The 18,650-nt window shown below is 72.4% G+C and carries 24 protein-coding genes; 11 read left to right on the top strand and 13 right to left on the bottom strand.

What is annotated here, in order from left to right; translation table 11 throughout:
• Positions 1-9: 9 nt before the first annotated feature.
• Positions 10-1,386, bottom strand: coding sequence for a sigma-70 family RNA polymerase sigma factor (locus tag ABD875_RS09560; protein WP_345173825.1), 1,377 nt, complete (start codon positions 1,384-1,386; stop codon positions 10-12).
• Between the two features lie 218 nt (positions 1,387-1,604).
• On the opposite strand from ABD875_RS09560, the gene ABD875_RS09555 reads away from it, so the two are divergent.
• From ABD875_RS09555 to rsrA, 5 genes are read left to right on the top strand one after another with little or no spacing between them, the layout of a single operon-like run.
• The gene (locus tag ABD875_RS09555) at positions 1,605-2,195 is read left to right on the top strand and encodes a hypothetical protein (protein ID WP_345173823.1); all 591 of its coding nucleotides are present in this window, start codon (positions 1,605-1,607) and stop codon (positions 2,193-2,195) included.
• 25 nt (positions 2,196-2,220) lie between these two features.
• Entirely contained in the window at positions 2,221-2,961 is a 741-nt protein-coding gene (locus ABD875_RS09550; RefSeq protein WP_345173821.1) for an SOS response-associated peptidase, read from the top strand.
• Positions 2,958-3,602 (top strand): alpha/beta hydrolase family protein, encoded by a 645-nt coding sequence (locus ABD875_RS09545; RefSeq protein WP_345173819.1) that lies wholly within the window; start codon positions 2,958-2,960, stop codon positions 3,600-3,602. The genes ABD875_RS09550 and ABD875_RS09545 overlap by 4 nt, the downstream gene beginning before the upstream one ends.
• 59 nt (positions 3,603-3,661) lie before the next feature.
• Positions 3,662-4,297 carry a sigma-70 family RNA polymerase sigma factor gene (locus tag ABD875_RS09540; RefSeq protein WP_345173817.1) on the top strand — a complete coding sequence of 212 codons (636 nt, stop codon included), beginning with the start codon at positions 3,662-3,664 and terminating at the stop codon, positions 4,295-4,297.
• Entirely contained in the window at positions 4,294-4,575 is a 282-nt protein-coding gene (gene rsrA, locus ABD875_RS09535) for a mycothiol system anti-sigma-R factor (protein WP_345173814.1), read from the top strand. Before ABD875_RS09540 ends, rsrA begins: the two co-directional genes overlap by 4 nt.
• Before the next feature lie 71 nt (positions 4,576-4,646).
• Here the strand turns inward: rsrA and ABD875_RS22600 are convergent, their stop codons facing one another.
• The 5 genes from ABD875_RS22600 to ABD875_RS09515 all read right to left on the bottom strand — a co-directional run bounded on the left by ABD875_RS22600 (position 4,647) and on the right by ABD875_RS09515 (position 8,383).
• Positions 4,647-4,721, bottom strand: coding sequence for a 50S ribosomal protein bL37 (locus ABD875_RS22600; protein ID WP_369759046.1), 75 nt, complete (start codon positions 4,719-4,721; stop codon positions 4,647-4,649).
• Between the two features lie 326 nt (positions 4,722-5,047).
• Positions 5,048-5,383, bottom strand: a complete 336-nt coding sequence (locus tag ABD875_RS09530; protein WP_345173812.1) for a thioesterase family protein — start codon at positions 5,381-5,383, stop codon at positions 5,048-5,050.
• A 23-nt stretch (positions 5,384-5,406) separates the two neighbouring features.
• On the bottom strand, positions 5,407-5,892 hold the full coding sequence (locus ABD875_RS09525; protein WP_345173810.1) for a GNAT family N-acetyltransferase: 486 nt from the start codon (positions 5,890-5,892) through the stop codon (positions 5,407-5,409).
• A complete protein-coding gene (locus ABD875_RS09520; protein ID WP_345173807.1) occupies positions 5,885-7,510 on the bottom strand; it encodes an acetolactate synthase in 1,626 nt (541 codons plus the stop codon). The genes ABD875_RS09525 and ABD875_RS09520 overlap by 8 nt, the downstream gene beginning before the upstream one ends.
• A gap of 9 nt (positions 7,511-7,519) precedes the next feature.
• Positions 7,520-8,383: a DUF2785 domain-containing protein gene (locus ABD875_RS09515; RefSeq protein ID WP_345173804.1), complete on the bottom strand. Its 864-nt coding sequence runs from the start codon at positions 8,381-8,383 to the stop codon at positions 7,520-7,522.
• 64 nt (positions 8,384-8,447) lie between these two features.
• On the opposite strand from ABD875_RS09515, the gene ABD875_RS09510 reads away from it, so the two are divergent.
• The gene (locus ABD875_RS09510; protein WP_425576190.1) at positions 8,448-9,908 is read left to right on the top strand and encodes a sensor histidine kinase; all 1,461 of its coding nucleotides are present in this window, start codon (positions 8,448-8,450) and stop codon (positions 9,906-9,908) included.
• A 3-nt stretch (positions 9,909-9,911) separates the two neighbouring features.
• Here the strand turns inward: ABD875_RS09510 and ABD875_RS09505 are convergent, their stop codons facing one another.
• On the bottom strand, positions 9,912-10,163 hold the full coding sequence (locus ABD875_RS09505) for a WhiB family transcriptional regulator (RefSeq protein ID WP_243058197.1): 252 nt from the start codon (positions 10,161-10,163) through the stop codon (positions 9,912-9,914).
• A 218-nt stretch (positions 10,164-10,381) separates the two neighbouring features.
• Here ABD875_RS09505 and ABD875_RS09500 point away from each other — a divergent pair, with 218 nt between their 5' ends.
• Positions 10,382-10,771: a hypothetical protein gene (locus ABD875_RS09500; protein ID WP_345173799.1), complete on the top strand. Its 390-nt coding sequence runs from the start codon at positions 10,382-10,384 to the stop codon at positions 10,769-10,771.
• Here the strand turns inward: ABD875_RS09500 and ABD875_RS09495 are convergent.
• From ABD875_RS09495 to sodN, 6 genes are all read right to left on the bottom strand, one after another.
• Complete coding sequence (locus ABD875_RS09495; RefSeq protein ID WP_345173797.1) at positions 10,768-11,583, bottom strand: RNA polymerase sigma factor SigF; 816 nt, start codon at positions 11,581-11,583, stop codon at positions 10,768-10,770. The genes ABD875_RS09500 and ABD875_RS09495 overlap by 4 nt on opposite strands.
• A gap of 1 nt (position 11,584) precedes the next feature.
• Entirely contained in the window at positions 11,585-11,989 is a 405-nt protein-coding gene (locus tag ABD875_RS09490; protein ID WP_345173795.1) for an ATP-binding protein, read from the bottom strand.
• A gap of 89 nt (positions 11,990-12,078) precedes the next feature.
• The gene (locus ABD875_RS09485) at positions 12,079-12,297 is read right to left on the bottom strand and encodes a DUF6752 domain-containing protein (RefSeq protein WP_345173793.1); all 219 of its coding nucleotides are present in this window, start codon (positions 12,295-12,297) and stop codon (positions 12,079-12,081) included.
• Between the two features lie 20 nt (positions 12,298-12,317).
• On the bottom strand, positions 12,318-13,862 hold the full coding sequence (locus ABD875_RS09480) for a methyltransferase domain-containing protein (protein ID WP_345173790.1): 1,545 nt from the start codon (positions 13,860-13,862) through the stop codon (positions 12,318-12,320).
• A gap of 11 nt (positions 13,863-13,873) precedes the next feature.
• On the bottom strand, positions 13,874-14,407 hold the full coding sequence (locus ABD875_RS09475) for a class I SAM-dependent methyltransferase (RefSeq protein ID WP_345176291.1): 534 nt from the start codon (positions 14,405-14,407) through the stop codon (positions 13,874-13,876).
• Positions 14,408-14,765: 358 nt separating this feature from the next.
• Positions 14,766-15,167 carry a superoxide dismutase, Ni gene (sodN, locus tag ABD875_RS09470; protein ID WP_296607533.1) on the bottom strand — a complete coding sequence of 134 codons (402 nt, stop codon included), beginning with the start codon at positions 15,165-15,167 and terminating at the stop codon, positions 14,766-14,768.
• 51 nt (positions 15,168-15,218) lie between these two features.
• Between sodN and ABD875_RS09465 the strand changes: the two genes are divergently transcribed.
• The 4 genes from ABD875_RS09465 (at position 15,219) to ABD875_RS09450 (ending at position 18,615) form a co-directional block, all read left to right on the top strand.
• Entirely contained in the window at positions 15,219-15,533 is a 315-nt protein-coding gene (locus tag ABD875_RS09465) for a S24/S26 family peptidase (protein ID WP_345173787.1), read from the top strand.
• Between the two features lie 121 nt (positions 15,534-15,654).
• Positions 15,655-16,830 (top strand): NAD(P)-dependent malic enzyme, encoded by a 1,176-nt coding sequence (locus tag ABD875_RS09460; RefSeq protein ID WP_345173785.1) that lies wholly within the window; start codon positions 15,655-15,657, stop codon positions 16,828-16,830.
• Between the two features lie 145 nt (positions 16,831-16,975).
• The gene (locus ABD875_RS09455) at positions 16,976-17,944 is read left to right on the top strand and encodes a zinc-binding dehydrogenase (RefSeq protein WP_345173782.1); all 969 of its coding nucleotides are present in this window, start codon (positions 16,976-16,978) and stop codon (positions 17,942-17,944) included.
• The gene (locus tag ABD875_RS09450) at positions 17,944-18,615 is read left to right on the top strand and encodes an SDR family oxidoreductase (protein WP_345173780.1); all 672 of its coding nucleotides are present in this window, start codon (positions 17,944-17,946) and stop codon (positions 18,613-18,615) included. The genes ABD875_RS09455 and ABD875_RS09450 overlap by 1 nt, the downstream gene beginning before the upstream one ends.
• Positions 18,616-18,650 lie beyond the last annotated feature (35 nt).

Raw genomic sequence — 18,650 nt, 5'->3', positions numbered from 1 at the left:
CACTGAGCGTCAGGGCAATGCGGGAGCGGGCACCGTGGCGTCGATGACCAGGGGCGGCAGCCCGAGGACGCCGACGGTCGCCCCGACCCCGATGCCGTCGGGCCCGATCGAGGCCTCGACACCGATCTGGGCGAGCGGCGACTGCGGCGGGACCGTCGGCTCGGAGCTCGGCTGCTCGCTGGGCTGTCGGGTCGGCCCGCCCGTCGGCCCGCCCGTCGGCCCGCCGGTGGGGCCCGCGGTGGGGCCGTCCGTCGGCTCGGTGCCCGGCCCGGTCCCGGGGTCGATGGAGTCCGGGCTCGCGGTCGGCGCGGGGGCGAACCGCGCGGGCGCGGCGCCTGCGGCGGCGGCCGGGTCCACCTTCACCCGCTCGGCCGGCAGCACCGGGCCGGTGGTCGACGCGGCCGGCAGGTCGGTGACGACCGGGGCACTGTCGATCTGCTGGTCGGGCCGGTCCTGGCGCACCGTGACGAAGAGCCCGGCGGCCACGACCGCCGCTGCCGCGCCGGCGACCGCAGCCGTCGGACCGTAGGTGACGACGGCGTCGCGCGCCCGGCCGGCCAGCACGGTCACCGTGCCGGCCGCCGCGCCGACGCCGCCCGCGGAGGAGGCGCCGACGTACGCTGCCGCCGCGCTGCCGAGCAGCAGCGGGGCGAGCAGGGCGCCCAGGCGGGAGTTGACCTCGGTGAGCTCGAGGTAGAGGGCCGCGCAGCGCCGGCACTTCTCCAGGTGCTCCTCGACGCGCGCGCTGTCGCGGCGCGAGAGCCCACCGCGGACGTAGGCGCCGAGCGCGGCGCGCGTGCGCGCGCAGGCGTCCTCGTCGACGTCCTGGGCGTGCATGGAGAGGTACGCCTGGCGCAGCCCCTCGCGGGCGCGGTAGGCGAGGGCGGAGACGGAGTTCGCGGTCATGCCGAGCAGGAGGGCGACCTCGGCCGGCTTCTGCTGCTCGACCTCGGTGTGCCAGAGCACCAGCTGCCAGCGCTCGGGGAGCGAGGCGAACGCGCGGGCCGCGGCGGCGCTCTCGAAGCCCTCGACGGCGGTGTCGCGGAAGGGGATGCCGGGGTCGAACGGGGTCAGGTCGCCGGTGGTGTGCAGCCGCGCGGTCGAGCGGATCCGGTCGACGTGCAGGCGGCGTACCGCCGTGAGGAGGTACGCACGGAACGCGAGGTCCGGGCCGCCGCCGCGCTGGAGGACGACGAGCACCTTCGCGAACGCCTCGGACACCAGGTCGTCGACGTCACCGGCCGGCACGAGCTGCCGCGCGAGCCGACGGGCGGCCTCGACGTGCCGGGCGAAGAGCTCGCCGTAGGCGTCGACGTCGCCGCTGCGAACGGCGGAGATCAGCTCCCCGTCGCTCGGCCCGTCGATGGTCGAAATATGGCTGGCCACAACCCACCAACGCCGGAGGGCGGAAAAAGGAACGAAAAAATCTCTGAGTTCCGCGTCACGGTTCGCGAGGCGCCCCGTTTCATCGCCGCAGACCAAGTGAGGGGGCCACCGTGGGATGGTTCGCGAGTCGCGGACGATGTGGGGCCACGGGCGACCCCGGAGCAAGGGGGGAGCTGTCCTCGGAGCAGCGTGCGGCACTGCCGCCGCGCTTCGAGGCAGTGGGGGAGACCCTTGCTTCGGGGTCGGGCACCTCCTCGGCCTGCGAGGTCGCCGGAGCCGCTCTGGCCCGCGACGGTCTGTCCCTCGCCGAGGCGCTCGACCAGCTCGCCGAGACCAGTGCGCTCGTTCGCGGTGACGAGCCGACGTACTACGAGGTCCGCGCGCTCAGCGTCGCGTGGAGCGAGGCGACGCTCGGCTACCTGCACAGCCTCTCCTGCGACGACCCGCTCACCGGCCTGGCGAGCCTGGCGCACCTGCGCAGCCGGGTCTCCGAGGTCTACCGCGGCTCCGCCCCGGCCGAGCACGCCCTGGTCGTGGTCGCCGCCCCTGAGCACGAGCACGACGACGTGCTCACCCGCTCGATGCGGGTCGCCCGGGTCGGCGACACCGCCCGCACCGTGTTCCCCGGCCCCGAGACCATCGGCCACGTCGGTGCCGGCCGTGTGGTCGTGCTGACCGGTCGTGACGACCGCATGGCGCGGCGGGTCGGCCTGCTGCGGGAGATGGTCGAGGCGCGGGTCTGGATCGAGGGCCTGCCCGAGACCGACGCGGGTGCAGCCGCGCTGCTCGACGAGCTCACCCGGGTCTGACGGCGCCTGGCTCTAGAGTGGCCGCATGTGCGGTCGCTACGCGTCGAGCCGTCGCCCCGAGGACCTCGTCGAGGAGTTCGACATCGCCGACGTGCGCATTCCCGCGCCGCTCGAGGCCGACTACAACGTCGCGCCCACCAAAGAGGTGTACGCCGTCGTCGAGCGGCCGCCCACGAAGGAGTCCGAGGAGCCGCCCGAGCGGCAGCTGCGGGTGCTGACCTGGGGCCTGGTGCCGTCCTGGGCCAAGGACCCCGCGATCGGCAACCGGATGATCAACGCCCGGATGGAGACGGTCGCGGTGAAGCCGGCGTACAAGAAGGCCTTCGCGGTACGCCGCTGCCTGCTGCCGGCCGACGGCTACTTCGAGTGGTACCCCACCGAGGAGAGGACGAAGGCCGGCAAGCCGAAGAAGCAGCCGTTCTTCATCCGCCCCAAGGACGGCGGGGTGCTGGCCATGGCCGGGCTCTACGAGATCTGGCGCGACCCCACCAAGGCCGACGACGCCGAGGACCGCTTCCGGTGGACCTGCACGGTGATCACGACCGAGGCCGAGGACTCCGTCGGCCACATCCACGACCGGATGCCGCTGATGGTCGAGCGTGAGCGCTGGTCGCAGTGGCTCGACCCGCGCTCCGGCGGCGACACCGGGCTGCTGGTGCCCGCGGCGCCGGGGATGCTCGAGGCCTACCCGGTCTCGACGCTGGTGAGCAACGTCCGCAACAACGGGCCCGAGCTGCTCGAGCCGCTGCCCCTGGAGGACCTGTGACCGAGCGCCGCATCGACACCCCGCACGGCGAGGCCCGGCTCGTGACCGACCGCGCGCGCTCGCCGTACGCCACCCTGCTGCTCAGCCACGGCGCCGGCGTCGGCATCGACACCGCCGACCTCGAGGCGCTCGCGACGTCGCTGCCCCGCAACGGCTTCACCGTGGTGCGGCTCGAGCAGCCGTGGCGCGTCGCCGGCCGCAAGGTCGCGACCCCGCCGCCCACCCTGGACGCCGGGCTGACCGCCGCTGCGCACCAGCTCCGCAGCACCGCGCCGCTGGTGGTCGGCGGCCGCTCCGCGGGCGCCCGTTCGGCGGCTCGCTGCGCGTCCACGCTCGGCGCCGCCGGCTGCCTGGCGCTGGCGTTCCCGCTGCACCCGCCGGGCAAGCCCGAGAAGTCGCGGCTGCACGAGCTGCGCGGCGCGGGGGTGCCCACGCTGGTGGTCCAGGGGGAGAAGGACACCATGGGCCGGCCGGAGGAGTTCCCGCAGGAGATCGACCTCGCCGTCGTCCCCGCCGCGGACCACTCCTTCAAGGTCGCGAAGACCGCTCCGGTCTCCCAGGAGGTCGCGCTGGAGATCATCGTGGAGTCCACGCTGGAGTGGCTGGTGCGCGAGGTGACCGGGAATGAGCGCTCGGCCTGACGCGTTGACCCGACATGCTGGCCGTGCTGGAACGCCCGTCGGGGATAGTCTGGGAGACGATGACAGACCCAACTGACCCCACCCCTGAGATCGTCGACCTCGCGACCGAGTCCGAGGCCGACCGGTCGGCGCGCTTCGAGCGCGATGCGCTGCCGTTCCTGGACCAGCTGTACTCCGCCGCGATGCGGATGACCCGCAACCCCGCCGACGCCGAGGACCTCGTCCAGGAGACCTTCGCGAAGGCGTATGCGTCGTTCCACCAGTTCAAGCCCGGCACGAACCTGAAGGCCTGGCTGTACCGGATCCTGACCAACACCTTCATCAACAACTACCGCAAGAAGCAGCGCCAGCCGCAGCAGTCGATGTCCGAGGACGTCGAGGACTGGCAGCTGCACCGTGCCGAGTCGCACACCTCCACCGGGCTCCGGTCCGCGGAGATGGAGGCGCTCGAGCACCTGCCCGACTCCCAGGTGAAGGACGCGCTGCAGCGCCTGCCCGAGGAGTTCCGGCTCGCGGTGTACCTCGCCGACGTCGAGGGCTTCGCCTACAAGGAGATCGCCGAGATCATGGACACTCCGATCGGGACGGTCATGTCCCGGCTCCACCGCGGCCGCCGCCAGCTGCGCGACCTGCTCTCGGACTACGTGCGCGACAACGACCTGCTGCCCGTCGGCCCCGAGGGGGGTGCGTCGTGAGCCACACCCACGACAACGAGCCGACCGCGAGCGAGTGCGCGGACTTCCTCGAGCAGATCGTCTACTTCCTCGACAACGAGCTGGACCAGGCCGACTGCTCGGCCGTCCGCATGCACCTCGACACGTGCAACCCGTGCCTGGAGAAGTACGACCTCCAGCGCACCGTGAAGTCCGTGGTCGCGCGCTCCTGCTCCGAGGCGGCACCCGACGAGCTGCGCCAGAAGGTGCTGTTCCGGATCCGCGAGGTCCAGGTCCAGATCCAGGTCACCGAGGGCTGACGTCCTCAGCAACGCGAGAACCCCCGGACCGATGGTCCGGGGGTTCTGCTTTTTCTGAAGCGGTACTGCGCTCAGGCGTTGGGGCGCTTGCCGTGGTTCGCGCCCTTCTTCTTGCGAGCGCGGCGCTTGCGGCCGGTCTTGCCCATGGTTTTCCTCCTGATCGAGACGTCCGTGGCCCGAAGGCCAAGGGTCAGTCTCTCAAATGCTGGTGCCCGGCGCGAATCGGCGTCCCACCAGCACCAGTGTTCGGGCAAAGCCTGACGTTCTGGGGTGAAGTTTCGGCCGAGAACGTCAGGTTTCCCCGGCCCACCGGGGAAACCTGCGCCGTCAGACCCGACTCATGAACTTCTCCACGTCGACCACCACGCGGGCGTCCCACCAGCACCAGTGTTCGGGCAAAGCCTGACGTTCTGGGGTGAAGTTTCGGCCGAGAACGTCAGGTTTCCCCGGCCCACCGGGGAAACCTGCACCGTCAGACCCGACTCATGAACCTCTCCACGTCGACCACCACGCGGGTGACCTCGCCGGTGCCGATCACCTTGCCGCCCACGTTGCGGGCGCCGACGGTGAACCGGTGCAGCCGGCCGTCGACGTACGACGCGGACGCGGTCACCTCGACCTCCTGGCCGACCGCGCTGGCGGCGACGTGCTCGAGCTCGATGCGGGTGCCGACGCTGGTGGCTCCCTCGGGGAGCGTGGGGTCGATCGCGGCGCAGGTGGCCGCCTCGCACCAGGCGAGCAGGCGCGGCGTGCCGAGGACCGGCAGGCTGCCGGAGCCGACCGCCTCGGCCGTGTCGGCGGACGTCACGGTGAATCTCAGCGTCGCCTCCATCACAGCTCCGCCCGGAACGCGATGAGGTCGACGCCCGGCACGGGCGACCAGTCCCGCTCGGGGAGCCGCGTGAAGCCGAGCCGCTCGTACACCCGGTGCGCCGACGTCATCTCCGCGAGGCTGGAGAGGACGATCGCGCGGGCGCCGAGCTCGCGGAAGCGGTCGAACACCAGCTGCATCAGCGCCTCGCCGACGCCCCGGCGGCGCGCGGACGGCGCGACCGCGAGCATCCGGAACTCGCCCTCGCCGGGCCGCCCGATCTCGCGCCACGGCGACCCCTCGGGCGTGATGGTCACGGTGCCGACCACCGAGCCGTCGAGCTCGGCCAGCCACAGCTCGGCCTCGCGGTCGCGGGTGGCCGCGTCGCGCAGCCGCTCGACGTAGTCGCCCTCGGCGGAGTGGAACTCGGCGTACGCCGCGACCGTGACCGCGCCGACCGCCTCGTGGTCGGCGGGCGTGGCGCGGCGCAGGCTGACGTCAGACACCGAAGCTGTTCCGGGGGTACGTCGCGTTCACGTCGGTGATGACGTTGACGAGGTACGGCACACCCGACGCGAACGCCCGGTCCAGCGCCGGACCGACCTCGCGCGGGTCGGTGACGGTCTCGCCGCCCCCGCCGAGAGCGCGCACGACGGCGTCGTAGCCCGTGCTCGGGGCCAGGTCCGCGATCACGTCGTACCCGTAGAGCATCTGCATCGGACCCTTCTCCAGGCCCCACGCGGAGTTGTTGCCCATCACCATCACGACCGGAAGGCCGTGGCGCACCATCGTGTCGACGTCCATCAGCGAGAAGCCGGCGGCGCCGTCGCCGAGGAGCAGCACGACCTGGGACGACGGGCGCGCGAGGCGGGCCGCGATCGCGGCGCCGAAGCCGGCGCCGAGGCAGCCGTACGGGCCCGGGTCGAGCCAGCAGCCGGGTCGCTTCGGCTCCACGAACTTGCCGGCGAAGCTGACGAAGTCACCGCCGTCGCCGATGACCACGGCGTCGTCGGCGAGCCGGGGGACCAGCTCGCCGTAGATGCGGGCCGGGTGGATCGGGTCGGCCTCGGCGCCCAGCAGGGCCGCGTCGCGCTCCACGGCGGCCGCGACGGCGCCCTGGAGCTCGCCGACCCAGGCGGACCAGTCGGGGGCGCGTAGCGCCTCCAGCAGCCCGTCGAACACCGACGACAGGTCGCCGGAGACGGAGCCGGCGAGCGTGGCGTGCGCCGAGAGCTGGCCCGCGGAGTCGGCGACGTGCACGACCTGGGCGTCGCCGAAGACGCCGTACCCGAGCCGGAAGTCCAGGGGCGTGCCGACCACGACCACGAGGTCGGCCTGCTTGAGCGCGTGGCTGCGGGCCTTGGTGACCAGCAGCGGGTGGCCGCCGGGGACGATGCCCCGGCCCATCCCGTTGGTGATCGCGGGGACGCCCGCCGACTCGACGAAGCGCAGGGCGGCCTCCTCGGCGTGGTCCGCCCAGACGTCGGTGCCGAGGATCAGCACGGGGCGTGCGGCGCTCGCGAGCAGCCCGGCGATCGCGGTGACGGCGTCGGGGTCCGGGTCGGCGCCTCGGCTCGGCACGACCTCGGGGAGCGTGCCGGTCGCGGAGTTGAACAGCTCGTCCATCGGCACGTCCACGAACACCGGGCCGCGGTGCGAGGACCGAGCGGTCACGAACGCCTCGTGCATGCCGTCGAGCACCTCGCCGGCGGTCGGGATCGTGCGGGCGAGCTTCGACACCGGCGCGAAGATCGGCGGCTGGTCGAGCTCCTGCAGGGCGCCGGTGCCCCAGCGGCTCTGCGGGGCACGGCCACCGACGACCACCATCGGGGAGCCGGCGAACTGGGCCTGGGCGACCGCGCTGAGCCCGTTCGTCGCACCCGGGCCCGCGGTGAGCACGGCGAGGCCCGGCACGCGGGTCAGCTTGCCGGTCGCCTCCGCGGCGAACGCCGCGGTCTGCTCGTGGCGGACGTCGAGCAGCCGCATCGGCGTCTCGGCCTTGACGGCGCCGTCGTACAGCGGGAAGACGTGCGCGCCGGACAGCGTGAACATGGTCTCGACACCGTGCGCCTGGGCCACGGAGACGGCGAGCTCGCCGGCATGACCGGTCAGTTCGGAGGACATGCCCGAAGGCTACTCACCCGTAGGTCTGAGGAAGGCGGCGTTCGACGACTTCAGCGCGTCGACCACCACCAGCAGCAGGTCGGAGCGCATCTGCGGCGGCTGCGCGCCGAGCGAGAGCTGCAGGTACAGCGCCCGGAGGAACGCCTCGGCGTTGCCGCCGGCGAGGTACGGGTCGCGCTCGTCGTACGACGCCCGGGTGCTCGCGGACGCGGCCAGCCGGGCGATCCAGGGCTCGAGGACCCGCAGCGGCACGACGTTGCGGCGCAGCACCGCCATCGTGGCGTGGGCCAGCCGGTCGGGCTCGCCGCTGGTGAACAGCTGGTCGACCGGCAGCAGCACCCGGTCGGCGACCACGTCGAGGATCACGGTCAGCTCGGGGGTCGCCAGGTGCGGGGACCCGGCGAGCGTGGCCAGCGTGTCGGCACCGTGGGCCACCGCGTGCGCCCAGCCCTTGCCGGGCACGAACCCGCGCAGGTCGCGCTCGCGCAGCAGCCAGGTCGAGAGCCGGTCGCCCCACTCGAGGATCTTGCCGCCCGGCAGCAGCGGCCGCCGGTTGTCGCGGGCGATGCACTCGCCGAGAACCAGCGCCGAGAAGCTGCGCCGGAACACGGTGTCGGTGTCCTGGTCGCCCAGGCCGATCCCGAGCCCGATGGCCATCCCGTCGCCCAGCCCGGCGAGCAGGTCGTCGTACACGCCGCGGGCCACCCAGGTGGTCAGCGTGGGGTAGGCGGTGCCGTCGCGCTTGGCGGGGTCGGGGTCACCCAGCATCCGGGTCAGCTCGGCGGTCAGCTCGTCGAGCGGCCGGTCGGTCGGTACCGCCAGTCCGTCTGCGTGCACCTGCTGCCAGTACGCCCCGGACATGGCCCCCAGCATGCCAAATGCTGCCCACGTGTCCAGATGGGGAGGGGGAGCACCTAGCCTTGCGAGCGTGCCGACGATGACCGACCTGGTGCGCAGCCACACAGACCTGGACGACGAGGACGTCGCCTGGTTGCAGCTGCTGCAGGCGGACTGGCAGATCATCGCCGACCTGTCCTTCGCCGACCTCGTGCTGTGGCTCCCCGACCGTGAGGGGAAGGGGTTCTGGGCCGCCGGGCAGATGCGCCCGACGACCGGCCCGACGGCGTACGTCGACGACGTCGTGGGCACGTTCGTGCCGATCGGACGGCGGCCGCTGATCGACGCGGCGTACCTCCAGGGCCGGCTGGTCCGCGAGGGCGACCCCGAGTGGCGCGACGACGTGCCGGTGCGCGTGGAGACCATCCCGGTGCGCCGGGCCGGGCGGATCATCGCGGTCGTCGCGCGCAACACGAACCTGCTCGGCGTGCGCACGCCCAGCCGGCTCGAGCTGTCGTACCTCCAGACCGCCGCGGACCTGACCCAGATGATCGCCCACGGGCACTTCCCGGCGGCCGGGCAGCGCAGCGACCACGCGGACACCCCGCGGGTGGGCGACGGCTTCCTGCGCGTCGACAACGTCGGCCGGGTCGTCTACGCCAGCCCGAACGCGCTGTCGGTCTACCGGCGGCTCGGCCTCTCCGGCGACCTGGCGGGGCTGTCGCTGGCCGAGCTGACCCGGGACCTCGTACCGCCGCGGCGCCGGCCCGACGAGGAGACGCTCAGCGCGGTGCTCGGCGGCCGCGCGCACCGCGACACCGAGATCGGCACGGACACCGTCTCCCTGATCGTGCGCTCGATCCCGCTGCGACCGGCGGGGGACCACATCGGCGCGCTGATCCTGGTCCGCGACGTCACCGACCTGCGCCGCCGCGACCGGGAGCTGGTCACCAAGGACGCGACGATCCGCGAGATCCACCACCGGGTGAAGAACAACCTCCAGACCGTCGCCGCGCTGCTGCGGCTGCAGGCGCGCCGGATGGACTCCGAGAGCGCCCGGCTCGCGCTGGAGGAGGCCGTGCGCCGGGTCGGGTCGATCGCGCTCGTGCACGAGATGCTCAGCCAGTCGGTCGGCGAGCGGGTCGACTTCGACGAGATCGTCGACCCCCTCGGCCGGATGGTCACCGACGTCAGCGACCAGGGCGGGCGGATCCGGGTGCGCCGCGACGGCACGTTCGGAGAGCTGCCCTCCGAGTCCGCGACCGCGCTGGCCATGGTGCTCACCGAGCTGCTCCAGAACGCGGTCGAGCACGGCTACGACGACCCGGAGACCGCCGGGGAGATCGTGCTCACGGTGCGCCGGATCGTCGGCCGGCTGCACGTGACCGTCGACGACGACGGCAAGGGGCTGCCGGAGGGGTTCGACCTCGACGCGTCGACCAGCCTGGGGCTGTCGATCGTCCGCACGCTCGTGGAGTCGGAGCTGGGCGGCCAGCTGGAGCTCGGTCCGGTGCCGTCAGGGACGGGGACCCGAGCCGCCCTCGACGTACCTCTCGAGTAACGCCTAGGCCGTGCGGACCCGCGAGCGGGCGTTGCGGCGCTTCAGGGCGCGGCGCTCGTCCTCGCCGAGCCCACCCCAGACACCGTGGTCCTGGCCAGCCTCGAGCGCCCACGCGAGGCACTGCTCGCGCACCTCGCAGCGTCGGCACACCTGCTTGGCCTCCTCGATCTGGAGGATGGCCGGACCGGTGTTGCCGATCGGGAAGAACAGTTCCGGGTCCTCGTCGAGGCACGCAGAACGGTGGCGCCAATCCATGGCTGGGGAATCCCTCTTTCCTACACTTGCGCGGGCAGGCCCGGGTCGATGAAAGACCTGCGTTGTTGCTTGACGGCGCTACGAAGCGAACTCATTCACGAGCGCTCACCAAGCCTCGCAACTATTGGACCGTTAAACAACCCTTTGGATGGTTCTGTTCGTCACAGGAGTTACCGGCGGGTGTCGGTCGGGTGACAGGGCTCTTCTAGGCTCGCACTGTGACCGTACGCCCCCTCGCCAACCCCGCCCCGCTCGTGGTCGCCGCCTCGCTGACCGCCGTGGAGGGGCTGGTGCTCCTCGGGTACGCCGTCCTGGAGCTCGCCAGCATCTCCTCCGACCGGGTCGCGGTGGCGCTGACGACCTCCGTGTTCTTCGCGGGGTACGGCGCGCTGCTGCTGGCCGCCGCCTGGGCGCTGACCCACCGCCGATCCTGGGCGCGCAGCCCCGTCGTGCTCGCCCAGCTGATCCAGCTCGGCGTGGCGTGGAGCTTCCGCGGCGGCGACACCACGGTGGTGGCGGTCGTGACCGCGCTGGTCGCCGTGGTGGTGCTGGTCGGGCTGTTCGTCCCGTCGAGCCTCGCGGCCCTCTCCGACGAGGAACCGGTCTAGCCCGACTCCTCCTCCATCGCGGCGCGCAGCTGCTCGAGCGTGCGGTTGAGCAGCCGGGAGACGTGCATCTGGGAGACGCCGATCTCCTCGGCGATCTGCGACTGCGTCATGTTCTTGAAGAACCGGAGCAGCAGGATCTTCTTCTCGCGCGGCTCGAGCCGGTCGAGCAGCGGCTTGATCGACTCCCGGATCTCGACGTGCTCGAGGCCCTCGTCGTCGATCCCGATCGCGTCCAGCATGGTCGCGGTGCTGTCCTCGCCGTTGTCGGTGGCGTCCAGCGACAGCGTGGAGTAGGCGTTGCTCGACTCGATGCCCTCGACGATCTCCTCGACCGAGCACCCGATCGCCTCGGCGAGCTCGCGCGGCGTGGGGGAGCGGCCCAGGGTCTGGGTGAGCTCGGCGCTCGCCGAGCCGATCTGCATGCGCAGCTCCTGGAGCCGGCGCGGGACCCGGATCGCCCAGCCCTTGTCGCGGAAGTAGCGCTTGATCTCGCCGATGATCGTCGGCGTCGCGTACGTCGAGAACTCCACGCCGCGGTCGGTGTCGAAGCGGTCAACCGACTTGATCAGGCCGATCGTGCCCACCTGTACGAGGTCCTCGAGCGGCTCGCCGCGGTTGCGGAAGCGTCGCGCGCAGTGCTCGACCAGCGGGAGGTGGAGGTGGACCAGGGCGTCGCGGGCGGCGTCCCGGCTCGCCTCGGGCGCTCCTTCGTCGCGGAACACCGCGAACAGCTCGGCGCTGCGGGCGCGCGTGAGCTCGACGCCGGTGAGGCCGTCCGGTTCCTCGTCCACGTCGCCCTTCACGGGGGACATCTCAGTGACCGTCGGTCTGGCCGGGCGCCATGGTGACGCTGACCGTGAACCGACCGTCGCTGGTGTCGGCGGAGGCGTCCGTGGCCAACGTGGCCAGCACGGTCCACGCGAAGCTGTCGTACTGGGGGTCGACCGGTGCGTCGACCTCGACGCCCACGCTCACCGTCAGCGACCCCGGGCTCATGAAGAACTGGCAGGTCAGGTCGGCGTCCTCGGACGCCGCGGGCAGCACCATCGCGCTGGCCTCGCTGACCGCGATCCGCAGGTCCTCGATGTCATCGATCGGGAAGTCGAGGCGGGCGGCCAGGCCCGCGGTCGTGGTCCGCAGCACCGACGCGTAGGCGCTGTCGGCGGGGACCCGCAGCTCGACGTCGGCCCGTCGGCCGTCCTGACCGGTCGAAGTCATGGGTTCCGTCCTTGGTGGGGCTCGGGGTAGGTGCCGGAAACAGTAGCGGTCACCCTGTCTGGGTTGTCGTACCCGGTGCCCCTCGGGCGTTAACGGATCGGCGGGCTGCCGGGCGCCTTCGCCTCCTCGAGCCGGGCGAGGGCCGCGCGCAGCCGCTCGTCGTCGCGGTCGACGGTGGGCACCAGGACCTCGGTGACCACGTCGATGAGGTCCGAGAGCCGCTGGTTGAGCCGGCGCGACTCCTGGATCTCCAGCTCGAGCTCCACGACCCGACGACGCCAGGACAGCGGTCCCAGCCGGAGCTTCACCTGACGACGGTCCGACCTGTTCATGACCACCTCACGACGAGTCGACAGATGCGCGGGTCCTCACCGTCGAAGGCCGCCAGCCCTGTTCCGATGCTGCGGTGCACGACGGTGCCGCCGGCCCGCTCGATCTCGGCGACGACGTGCCGGGGGTCGAGCAAGGTGCGGTAGTGGAACGGGAACGCCCGCGCGCGCAGCGTCCCCTGCCAGGTCCGGAACTCCAGGTACGTCGTCCCGCCGCGGCGCTGGACCATCCGGCACCAGCGCCAGAACGTCAGCCGGGTGTCGGGCTCGATGGCGTCCAGCAGGAACCGGGCGTAGATCTCGGGCGGTCGCGCAGCGTGCGCGAACCGCGCTCCCGACGTGAGCGCGGAGGCGAGGTCGTTGAGGTTCAGCGGCGTCGGTCGGATCCGTACGCCGCGCTCCGCGGCCAGCCGCCGGCTGCGCTGCAGCGCGCGCGGGCTGCCGTCGAGCGCGGTCACGCGGTGTCCCTGCTCGGCGAGGAAGACCGCGTCCCGGCCGGTGCCGCAGCCGACGTCAAGGACCTCCTGGCCGGGCTCGAGGCGTCCGGCGACCCAGGTCGCGAACGGGCTCGGCGTGGCCGGCACCCGGTCCGCTGCCCGCGAGCCGTAGAAGTCGCCCCAGTGCCGCAGGTGCTTGCGGTTGTTGCGCAGCCACCCGTTGAGCCGTCGTACCGTCGCCCGTGACGGCTCGAACTCGAACGACGGGTCCGGGACCCGCCAGCCCGGTCCGTAGGTGGTCTCCAGGAGCGCCTCGGGCTGAGCCGGCGCAGGGATGCGCCGGCCCTCGAGCGTCACCTCGCCGACGGGCAGCAGCGCCGTGCGGGGGAGGTCGCCGCTGACGGACGGGACCATGAAGAACCGGCCGTCGACGTGGAACGCCGCGAAGACGTCGATGCCGACGCGTCGGCCGCCGCCGGGGCGGGTCCAGATCTTGAAGTCACCGGCTGACATCCGGGTGATCCTCCACCCGAGCGACTTCATGGTCTCCGCGGCCCGGCGGTTCTCGCGGATGATGTCGAACGGGTGGGTGTGCCGGCTGAGGTAGGACACGTCCGCATCGCAGTCGTGGCCGATCACGTGACCATCGCGCACCGCCCCGAGGAGGCAGCCGAACGCGAGGAACGCGTCGAGCCCGCACGCCTCGCGCAGGTCGCGCAGGACCCGCTCGACGGAGTCGAGGACGTCCGCGGTCAGGTCCTCGTCGGTGCGGTCGAACATGCGCTGGAGGTGCCCGGCCTTGTCGACGGCGACCGGGTGTCCGCTCGCGTCGACCACGCTGACCGGGGTGGTGCCGGTGCCGAACGAGACCCGTTGCTCGTGCACCGTCTCGCCGCTCGCGTGCCGCACCAGGCTCACGTCGGCGACGCCGTCGAGGTACGGCGTGAGCGCGGTCGGCCAGGGCACCGGCCGCAGGCCGAGCCGGTGGCGCTCGCGCCGCGGGTTGATGGACCAGACCCGCTCGCCGGCGATCCGGACGTCGACGACGTCCTGGACGCCCGCGGGCACCCGGATGCCGTGGCTGCTCACCGCGAAGCGGCGCCGCACGGCCGCTCCGCTCAGCGTCGTGCTCCTGCCGGGAAGTGGGCGACGATCCGGGCCACGTGCGGGTCCTCGGTCCGGTAGACCGCCAGCCCGCAGCCCTCCTCGCGGTAGGTGACCGCGCCACCCAGGTCCTCGATCTCCAGTTCGACGACCATCGGGTCGATGAACTGGCGGAAGTGGTCGTCGCCGAAGAGGTGCTCCTGGCCGAGGTCCTTGCCCGTGCGGAACTCCAGGAAGAGCTCGCCGCCGCCGTTGCGCAGGACGTCGGCGGCGAGCCGGACCAGGTTGGCTCGGCCGGCGTCCTCGAGGGAGTGCACGAGGAAGCGGCCGTACACCGCGCGGGGGCCGGGCGTGGCCGTGAGCGACGTCGCGGCCCGCGTCACTGCCTGGTCGTCGTACAGGTCGAGGAGGTCGAACTCGCAGGGCAGGTCCCGCTCCGCGGCCTCGGCGCGACCGTGCGCCACCGCCGACTCGGCGAAGTCGAGGCCGCGCACGCGACGACCGGTGCGGGCGAACCAGAGCGAGTCGCGCCCGGTGCCGAACCCGATCTCGACGACCTCCTGGGCCGCCGGGAGCTGGTGGTCGACCCACTGGGCGAACGCCGACGGCTCCTCGGGGACGCGGCCCCGATCGGCTCCGGCGTAGAAGCCGTTCCAGTAGTCGTGGTGCCGCGGGGCGGTGGTGGTGGTGATGGCGGACTCCTCTGAACGGCAATCGAACTACTGAATAATATCTCCTAAGTTACTCGACTTTGACGAGGGCATGCCGGAAATGCGCAACGACCCGCCCGGAAACCGGGCGGGTCGTTGCGCTTGCGTGTGTCAGGCCTTCGTTGCGGTAGCGACTTCGCTTCGTTCAGTCGCGCTCGAGACGTCGAAGGCCAGGCGACGGCCTGCGGCCGTCGCGTCAGGCCTTCTTGGTCTCCCAGAAGATCTCCGCGATCTCGTCGATCTTCGCGAGCAGCTCGTCGGCCTTCGCGGCGTCGAGCTCGCCCTTGGTGCCCGAGGCGCCGGCCAGCTTGGTGGCCTCGTTCACGAGGGTGTGCAGCTGCGGGTACTTCTCGAAGTGCGGGGGCTTGAAGTAGTCGGTCCAGAGCACCCACAGGTGGTGCTTGACCAGCTCCGAGCGCTGCTCCTTGATCAGGATCGCGCGGGTGCGGAAGTCGGGGTCGTCGTTGTCCGCGACCTTGGCGATGATGGCCTTGATCGACTCGGCCTCGATCCGGGCCTGCGCGGGGTCGTAGACGCCGCAGGGAAGGTCGCAGTGGGCGGACACCTCGAGGGTGGGTGCGAACAGTCGCGCGAACATGCGGGTCCTCTCTTGTTCGGTTGTTTCGTGCTCGCTGCGACACTACTCCGCGTGTCGAGGTGGGGATTCGCGGTGGTCGGTGGGCGGTCCATGCTGCCCGTCCTGCGCCCCGGTGACCGGCTCCTGGTCTCGTACCGCCGACCGGCAGAGGAGGGCGACCTGGTCGTGGCGCGGCTCGCCGACGGCACCGTGGCGGTCAAGCGAGCGGTGGAGCGTCGTACGACGGCCTTGGGGCGGCCGGCCTGGTGGCTGCTGAGCGAGAACCCCGGCGAGGGCGTGGACTCCCGGCACCGCGGCCCGGTGCCCGACGACGACGTGATCGCAGTCACCCTGGCCAGGGTCTGGCCGCGCCCCCGCAAGCTCTGACGCTGTGCCAGACTGGCGACGAGGGAGACCCCCTGCGGTCCGTCGATCGAATCTGCGCACCACCCCGCGCCCCGATCCGGACCCCTCGTCACGCACGCTCTCACCCTTGGAAAGCCCCTCAATGTCTGCAACTCATCCTCATTCCGGCGACCCGGTCTTCGACCTGCACGTCGGCGGCAAGATGGCGGTCGCCGCGACCGTCCCGCTGGTGGGTCGCGACGACCTGTCGCTGGCCTACACCCCGGGCGTGGCCCGGGTGTGCGAGGCGATCGCCGCCGACCCGGCCATGACCCAGCACTACACGTGGGTCCCGAACACCGTCGCGGTCGTCAGCGACGGCACCGCGGTGCTCGGCCTCGGCGACATCGGCCCGGCCGCGGCGATGCCGGTGATGGAGGGCAAGGCGGTGCTGTTCAAGCAGTTCGGCGGGGTCGACGCGATCCCGATCTGCCTGGACACGACCGACGTCGAGGAGATCATCGAGACCGTGGCGCGGCTGGCGCCGAGCTTCGGCGGCGTGAACCTCGAGGACATCTCCGCGCCGCGCTGCTTCGAGATCGAGGACCGGCTCAAGGCGCTGCTGGACATCCCGGTCTTCCACGACGACCAGCACGGCACCGCGGTGGTCGCGCTCGCCGCGCTCTGGAACGCACTGCGGCTCACCGGCCGCGAGCCCGCGACCACCCGCGTCGTGATCTCGGGCGCGGGCGCCGCCGGCGTCGCGATCGCCAAGATCCTGCTCGGCGCCGGCATCACCGACCTCGCGGTCACCGACCGCAAGGGCGTGGTGCACTCCGGCCGCCACGACCTGACCCCCGTCAAGCGGGAGCTGGCCGAGATGACCGCCGACAAGACCGGGCGCACCGGCAGCCTCGCCGACGTCCTCGACGGCGCCGACGTCTACCTCGGCGTCTCGGGCGGCACCGTGCCCGAGGAGGACGTCGCGCGGATGGCGCCCGACGCGATCATCTTCGCGATGGCCAACCCCAACCCGGAGGTCCACCCGGACGTCGCCCACCGGCACGCCCGCGTGGTCGCCACCGGCCGCTCGGACTTCCCGAACCAGATCAACAACGTGCTGGCGTTCCCCGGGATCTTCCGGGGCGCGTTCGACGTGCACGCGAGCGCGATCACCGAGGGCATGAAGCTCGCCGCGGCCCAGGCGCTGGCCGACCTGGTGGGCGACGACCTCACCGAGGAGCTGGTGATCCCGTCGCCGTTCGACCCGCGGGTCGGGCCGGCGGTGGCCGCCGCCGTGGCGGAGGCCGCACGGCGCGACGGCGTGGCCCGCCGCTAGTCGACCTTCGCTGCCACCGCCTCGACCTCGATCAGCCAGTCCGGCTCGAGCAGCTGCTGCACCACCACGTGCGCTCGCGCGCCGGTCGTGCGGCGTGATCGGACTCATGTCGGCAGGCGCGCGGCGGCTCGCTAGCGTGGTCCACATGTTTGCCGTCTACGCCGACAGCTTCTCGAAGGACGACCCGCTCGCCGGGCTGCAGGTGGGGGAGCGCCCCGACCCCGACGTGCCCGACGGCTGGACGACCGTGACGGTGAAGGCCGCCTCGCTCAACCACCACGACCTGTTCTCCCTGCGCGGCGTCGGCCTGCGCGAGGAGGCGCTGCCGATGATCCTCGGCTGCGACGCGGCCGGGTACGACGAGGACGGCAACGAGGTCGTCGTGCACGCGGTGATCAGCGACCCGTCGTGGTCGGGCGACGAGACGTTCGACCCGAAGCGGTCGCTGCTGTCGGAGCGCTACCAGGGCACGTTCGCCGACAGGGTCGCCGTGCCCTGCTCGAACGTCGTGCCGAAGCCGGCGTCGCTGTCGTTCGAGGAGGCCGCCTGCCTGCCGACGGCGTGGCTGACGGCGTACCGGATGCTGTTCACCCGCGGCGGGCTCAAGGCCGGCGAGACCGTGCTCGTGCAGGGTGCCGGCGGCGGCGTCGCGACGGCCGCGATCATCCTCGGCCGTGCGGCCGGGCTGCGGGTGCTGGCGACCAGCCGTGACGAGGCCAAGCGGGCGCGCGCGCTGGAGATCGGGGCCCACGAGGTGTTCGAGGCCGGCGCCCGGCTGCCCGTGAAGGTGGATGCGGTCATGGAGACCGTCGGCAAGGCGACCTGGTCGCACTCGATCCGCGCGCTGCGCCCCGGCGGCCGGATCGTCACCTCCGGCACCACGTCGGGCCCGGACCTCGACGACGCCGAGCTGACCCGGATCTTCTTCCTGCAGCTCAGTGTGGTCGGCTCGACGATGGGCACCCGCGGTGAGCTCGCCTCGCTGGTCTCGCTGCTCGACGCCACCGGCGCACGGCCGCTGATCGACCGGACCCTGCCGATGACCGAGGCGCGGGACGGGTTCGCCGCGATGCTGGACGGCGAGCAGTTCGGCAAGATCGTCTTCACCCGCTGATGGCCACGCATCTGGTCACGGGTGCCGGCTCCGGCATCGGCGCAGTCGTCGCCGAGCGGCTGCACGCGCGCGGCGACCACCTGGTGCTGCTCGCGCGCTCGGAGGAGCGGGCGGCCGACCTGGCCGAGCGGTTCCCCGGCGCGGACGTGCTGGTCGCCGACCTCGGCTCGCCCGAGTCCGTGGAGTCGCTGGCGCTGCCCGGCGAGCTGGACTCCGTCGTCCACTCCGCCGGGGTCGTCGAGCTCGGCGCGGTGGCCGAGCTGTCCGTCGACGACTGGTCGACCCAGCTGCGGGTCAACCTCGTCGCCCCGGCCGCGCTCACCCGGGTCGCGCTCCCGGCGCTGCGCGCGGCCCGCGGCACCGTCGTGTTCGTCAACTCCGGGGCCGGCCTCAACGCCCACCCGGGCTGGTCGGCGTACGCCGCCTCCAAGCACGGGCTGAAGGCGCTCGCCGACTCCCTGCGCGGCGAGGAGACCGACCTGCGCGTGACGACGGTCTACCCCGGGCGCACCGGCACCCCGATGCAGGCCAAGGTGCACGAGCAGGAGGGCAAGGAGTACGACGCCTCCGTCTGGATCCGCCCCGAGACCGTGGCCGACGCGATCCTGCACGTCCTCGACCTGCCGCGCGACGCGACGATCCCCGACGTGACAGTGCGCCCGTCGCGATAGTCCCTAACGTTTTGGCTGTCGTTCTCGGCGTGTCG

Source organism: Nocardioides caricicola, assembly GCF_039541135.1.
Classification (GTDB): domain Bacteria; phylum Actinomycetota; class Actinomycetes; order Propionibacteriales; family Nocardioidaceae; genus Nocardioides; species Nocardioides caricicola.
Note: the sequence above shows the minus strand (reverse complement) of the source record. Positions and strands in the feature narration are given on the sequence as shown.

Coding starts and splice junctions, on each gene's coding strand:
- sodN (WP_296607533.1), bottom strand. CDS start 15,167: ATGTTCGCGCGACTGTTCGCACCCACCCTCGAGGTGTCCGCCCACTGC.
- ABD875_RS09520 (WP_345173807.1), bottom strand. CDS start 7,510: ATGTCCTCCGAACTGACCGGTCATGCCGGCGAGCTCGCCGTCTCCGTG.
- ABD875_RS09510 (WP_425576190.1), top strand. CDS start 8,448: ATGACCGACCTGGTGCGCAGCCACACAGACCTGGACGACGAGGACGTC.
- ABD875_RS09455 (WP_345173782.1), top strand. CDS start 16,976: ATGTTTGCCGTCTACGCCGACAGCTTCTCGAAGGACGACCCGCTCGCC.
- ABD875_RS09495 (WP_345173797.1), bottom strand. CDS start 11,583: ATGTCCCCCGTGAAGGGCGACGTGGACGAGGAACCGGACGGCCTCACC.
- ABD875_RS09515 (WP_345173804.1), bottom strand. CDS start 8,383: ATGCTGGGGGCCATGTCCGGGGCGTACTGGCAGCAGGTGCACGCAGAC.
- ABD875_RS09505 (WP_243058197.1), bottom strand. CDS start 10,163: ATGGATTGGCGCCACCGTTCTGCGTGCCTCGACGAGGACCCGGAACTG.
- ABD875_RS09550 (WP_345173821.1), top strand. CDS start 2,221: ATGTGCGGTCGCTACGCGTCGAGCCGTCGCCCCGAGGACCTCGTCGAG.
- ABD875_RS09540 (WP_345173817.1), top strand. CDS start 3,662: ATGACAGACCCAACTGACCCCACCCCTGAGATCGTCGACCTCGCGACC.
- ABD875_RS09490 (WP_345173795.1), bottom strand. CDS start 11,989: ATGACTTCGACCGGTCAGGACGGCCGACGGGCCGACGTCGAGCTGCGG.
- ABD875_RS09460 (WP_345173785.1), top strand. CDS start 15,655: ATGTCTGCAACTCATCCTCATTCCGGCGACCCGGTCTTCGACCTGCAC.
- ABD875_RS09450 (WP_345173780.1), top strand. CDS start 17,944: ATGGCCACGCATCTGGTCACGGGTGCCGGCTCCGGCATCGGCGCAGTC.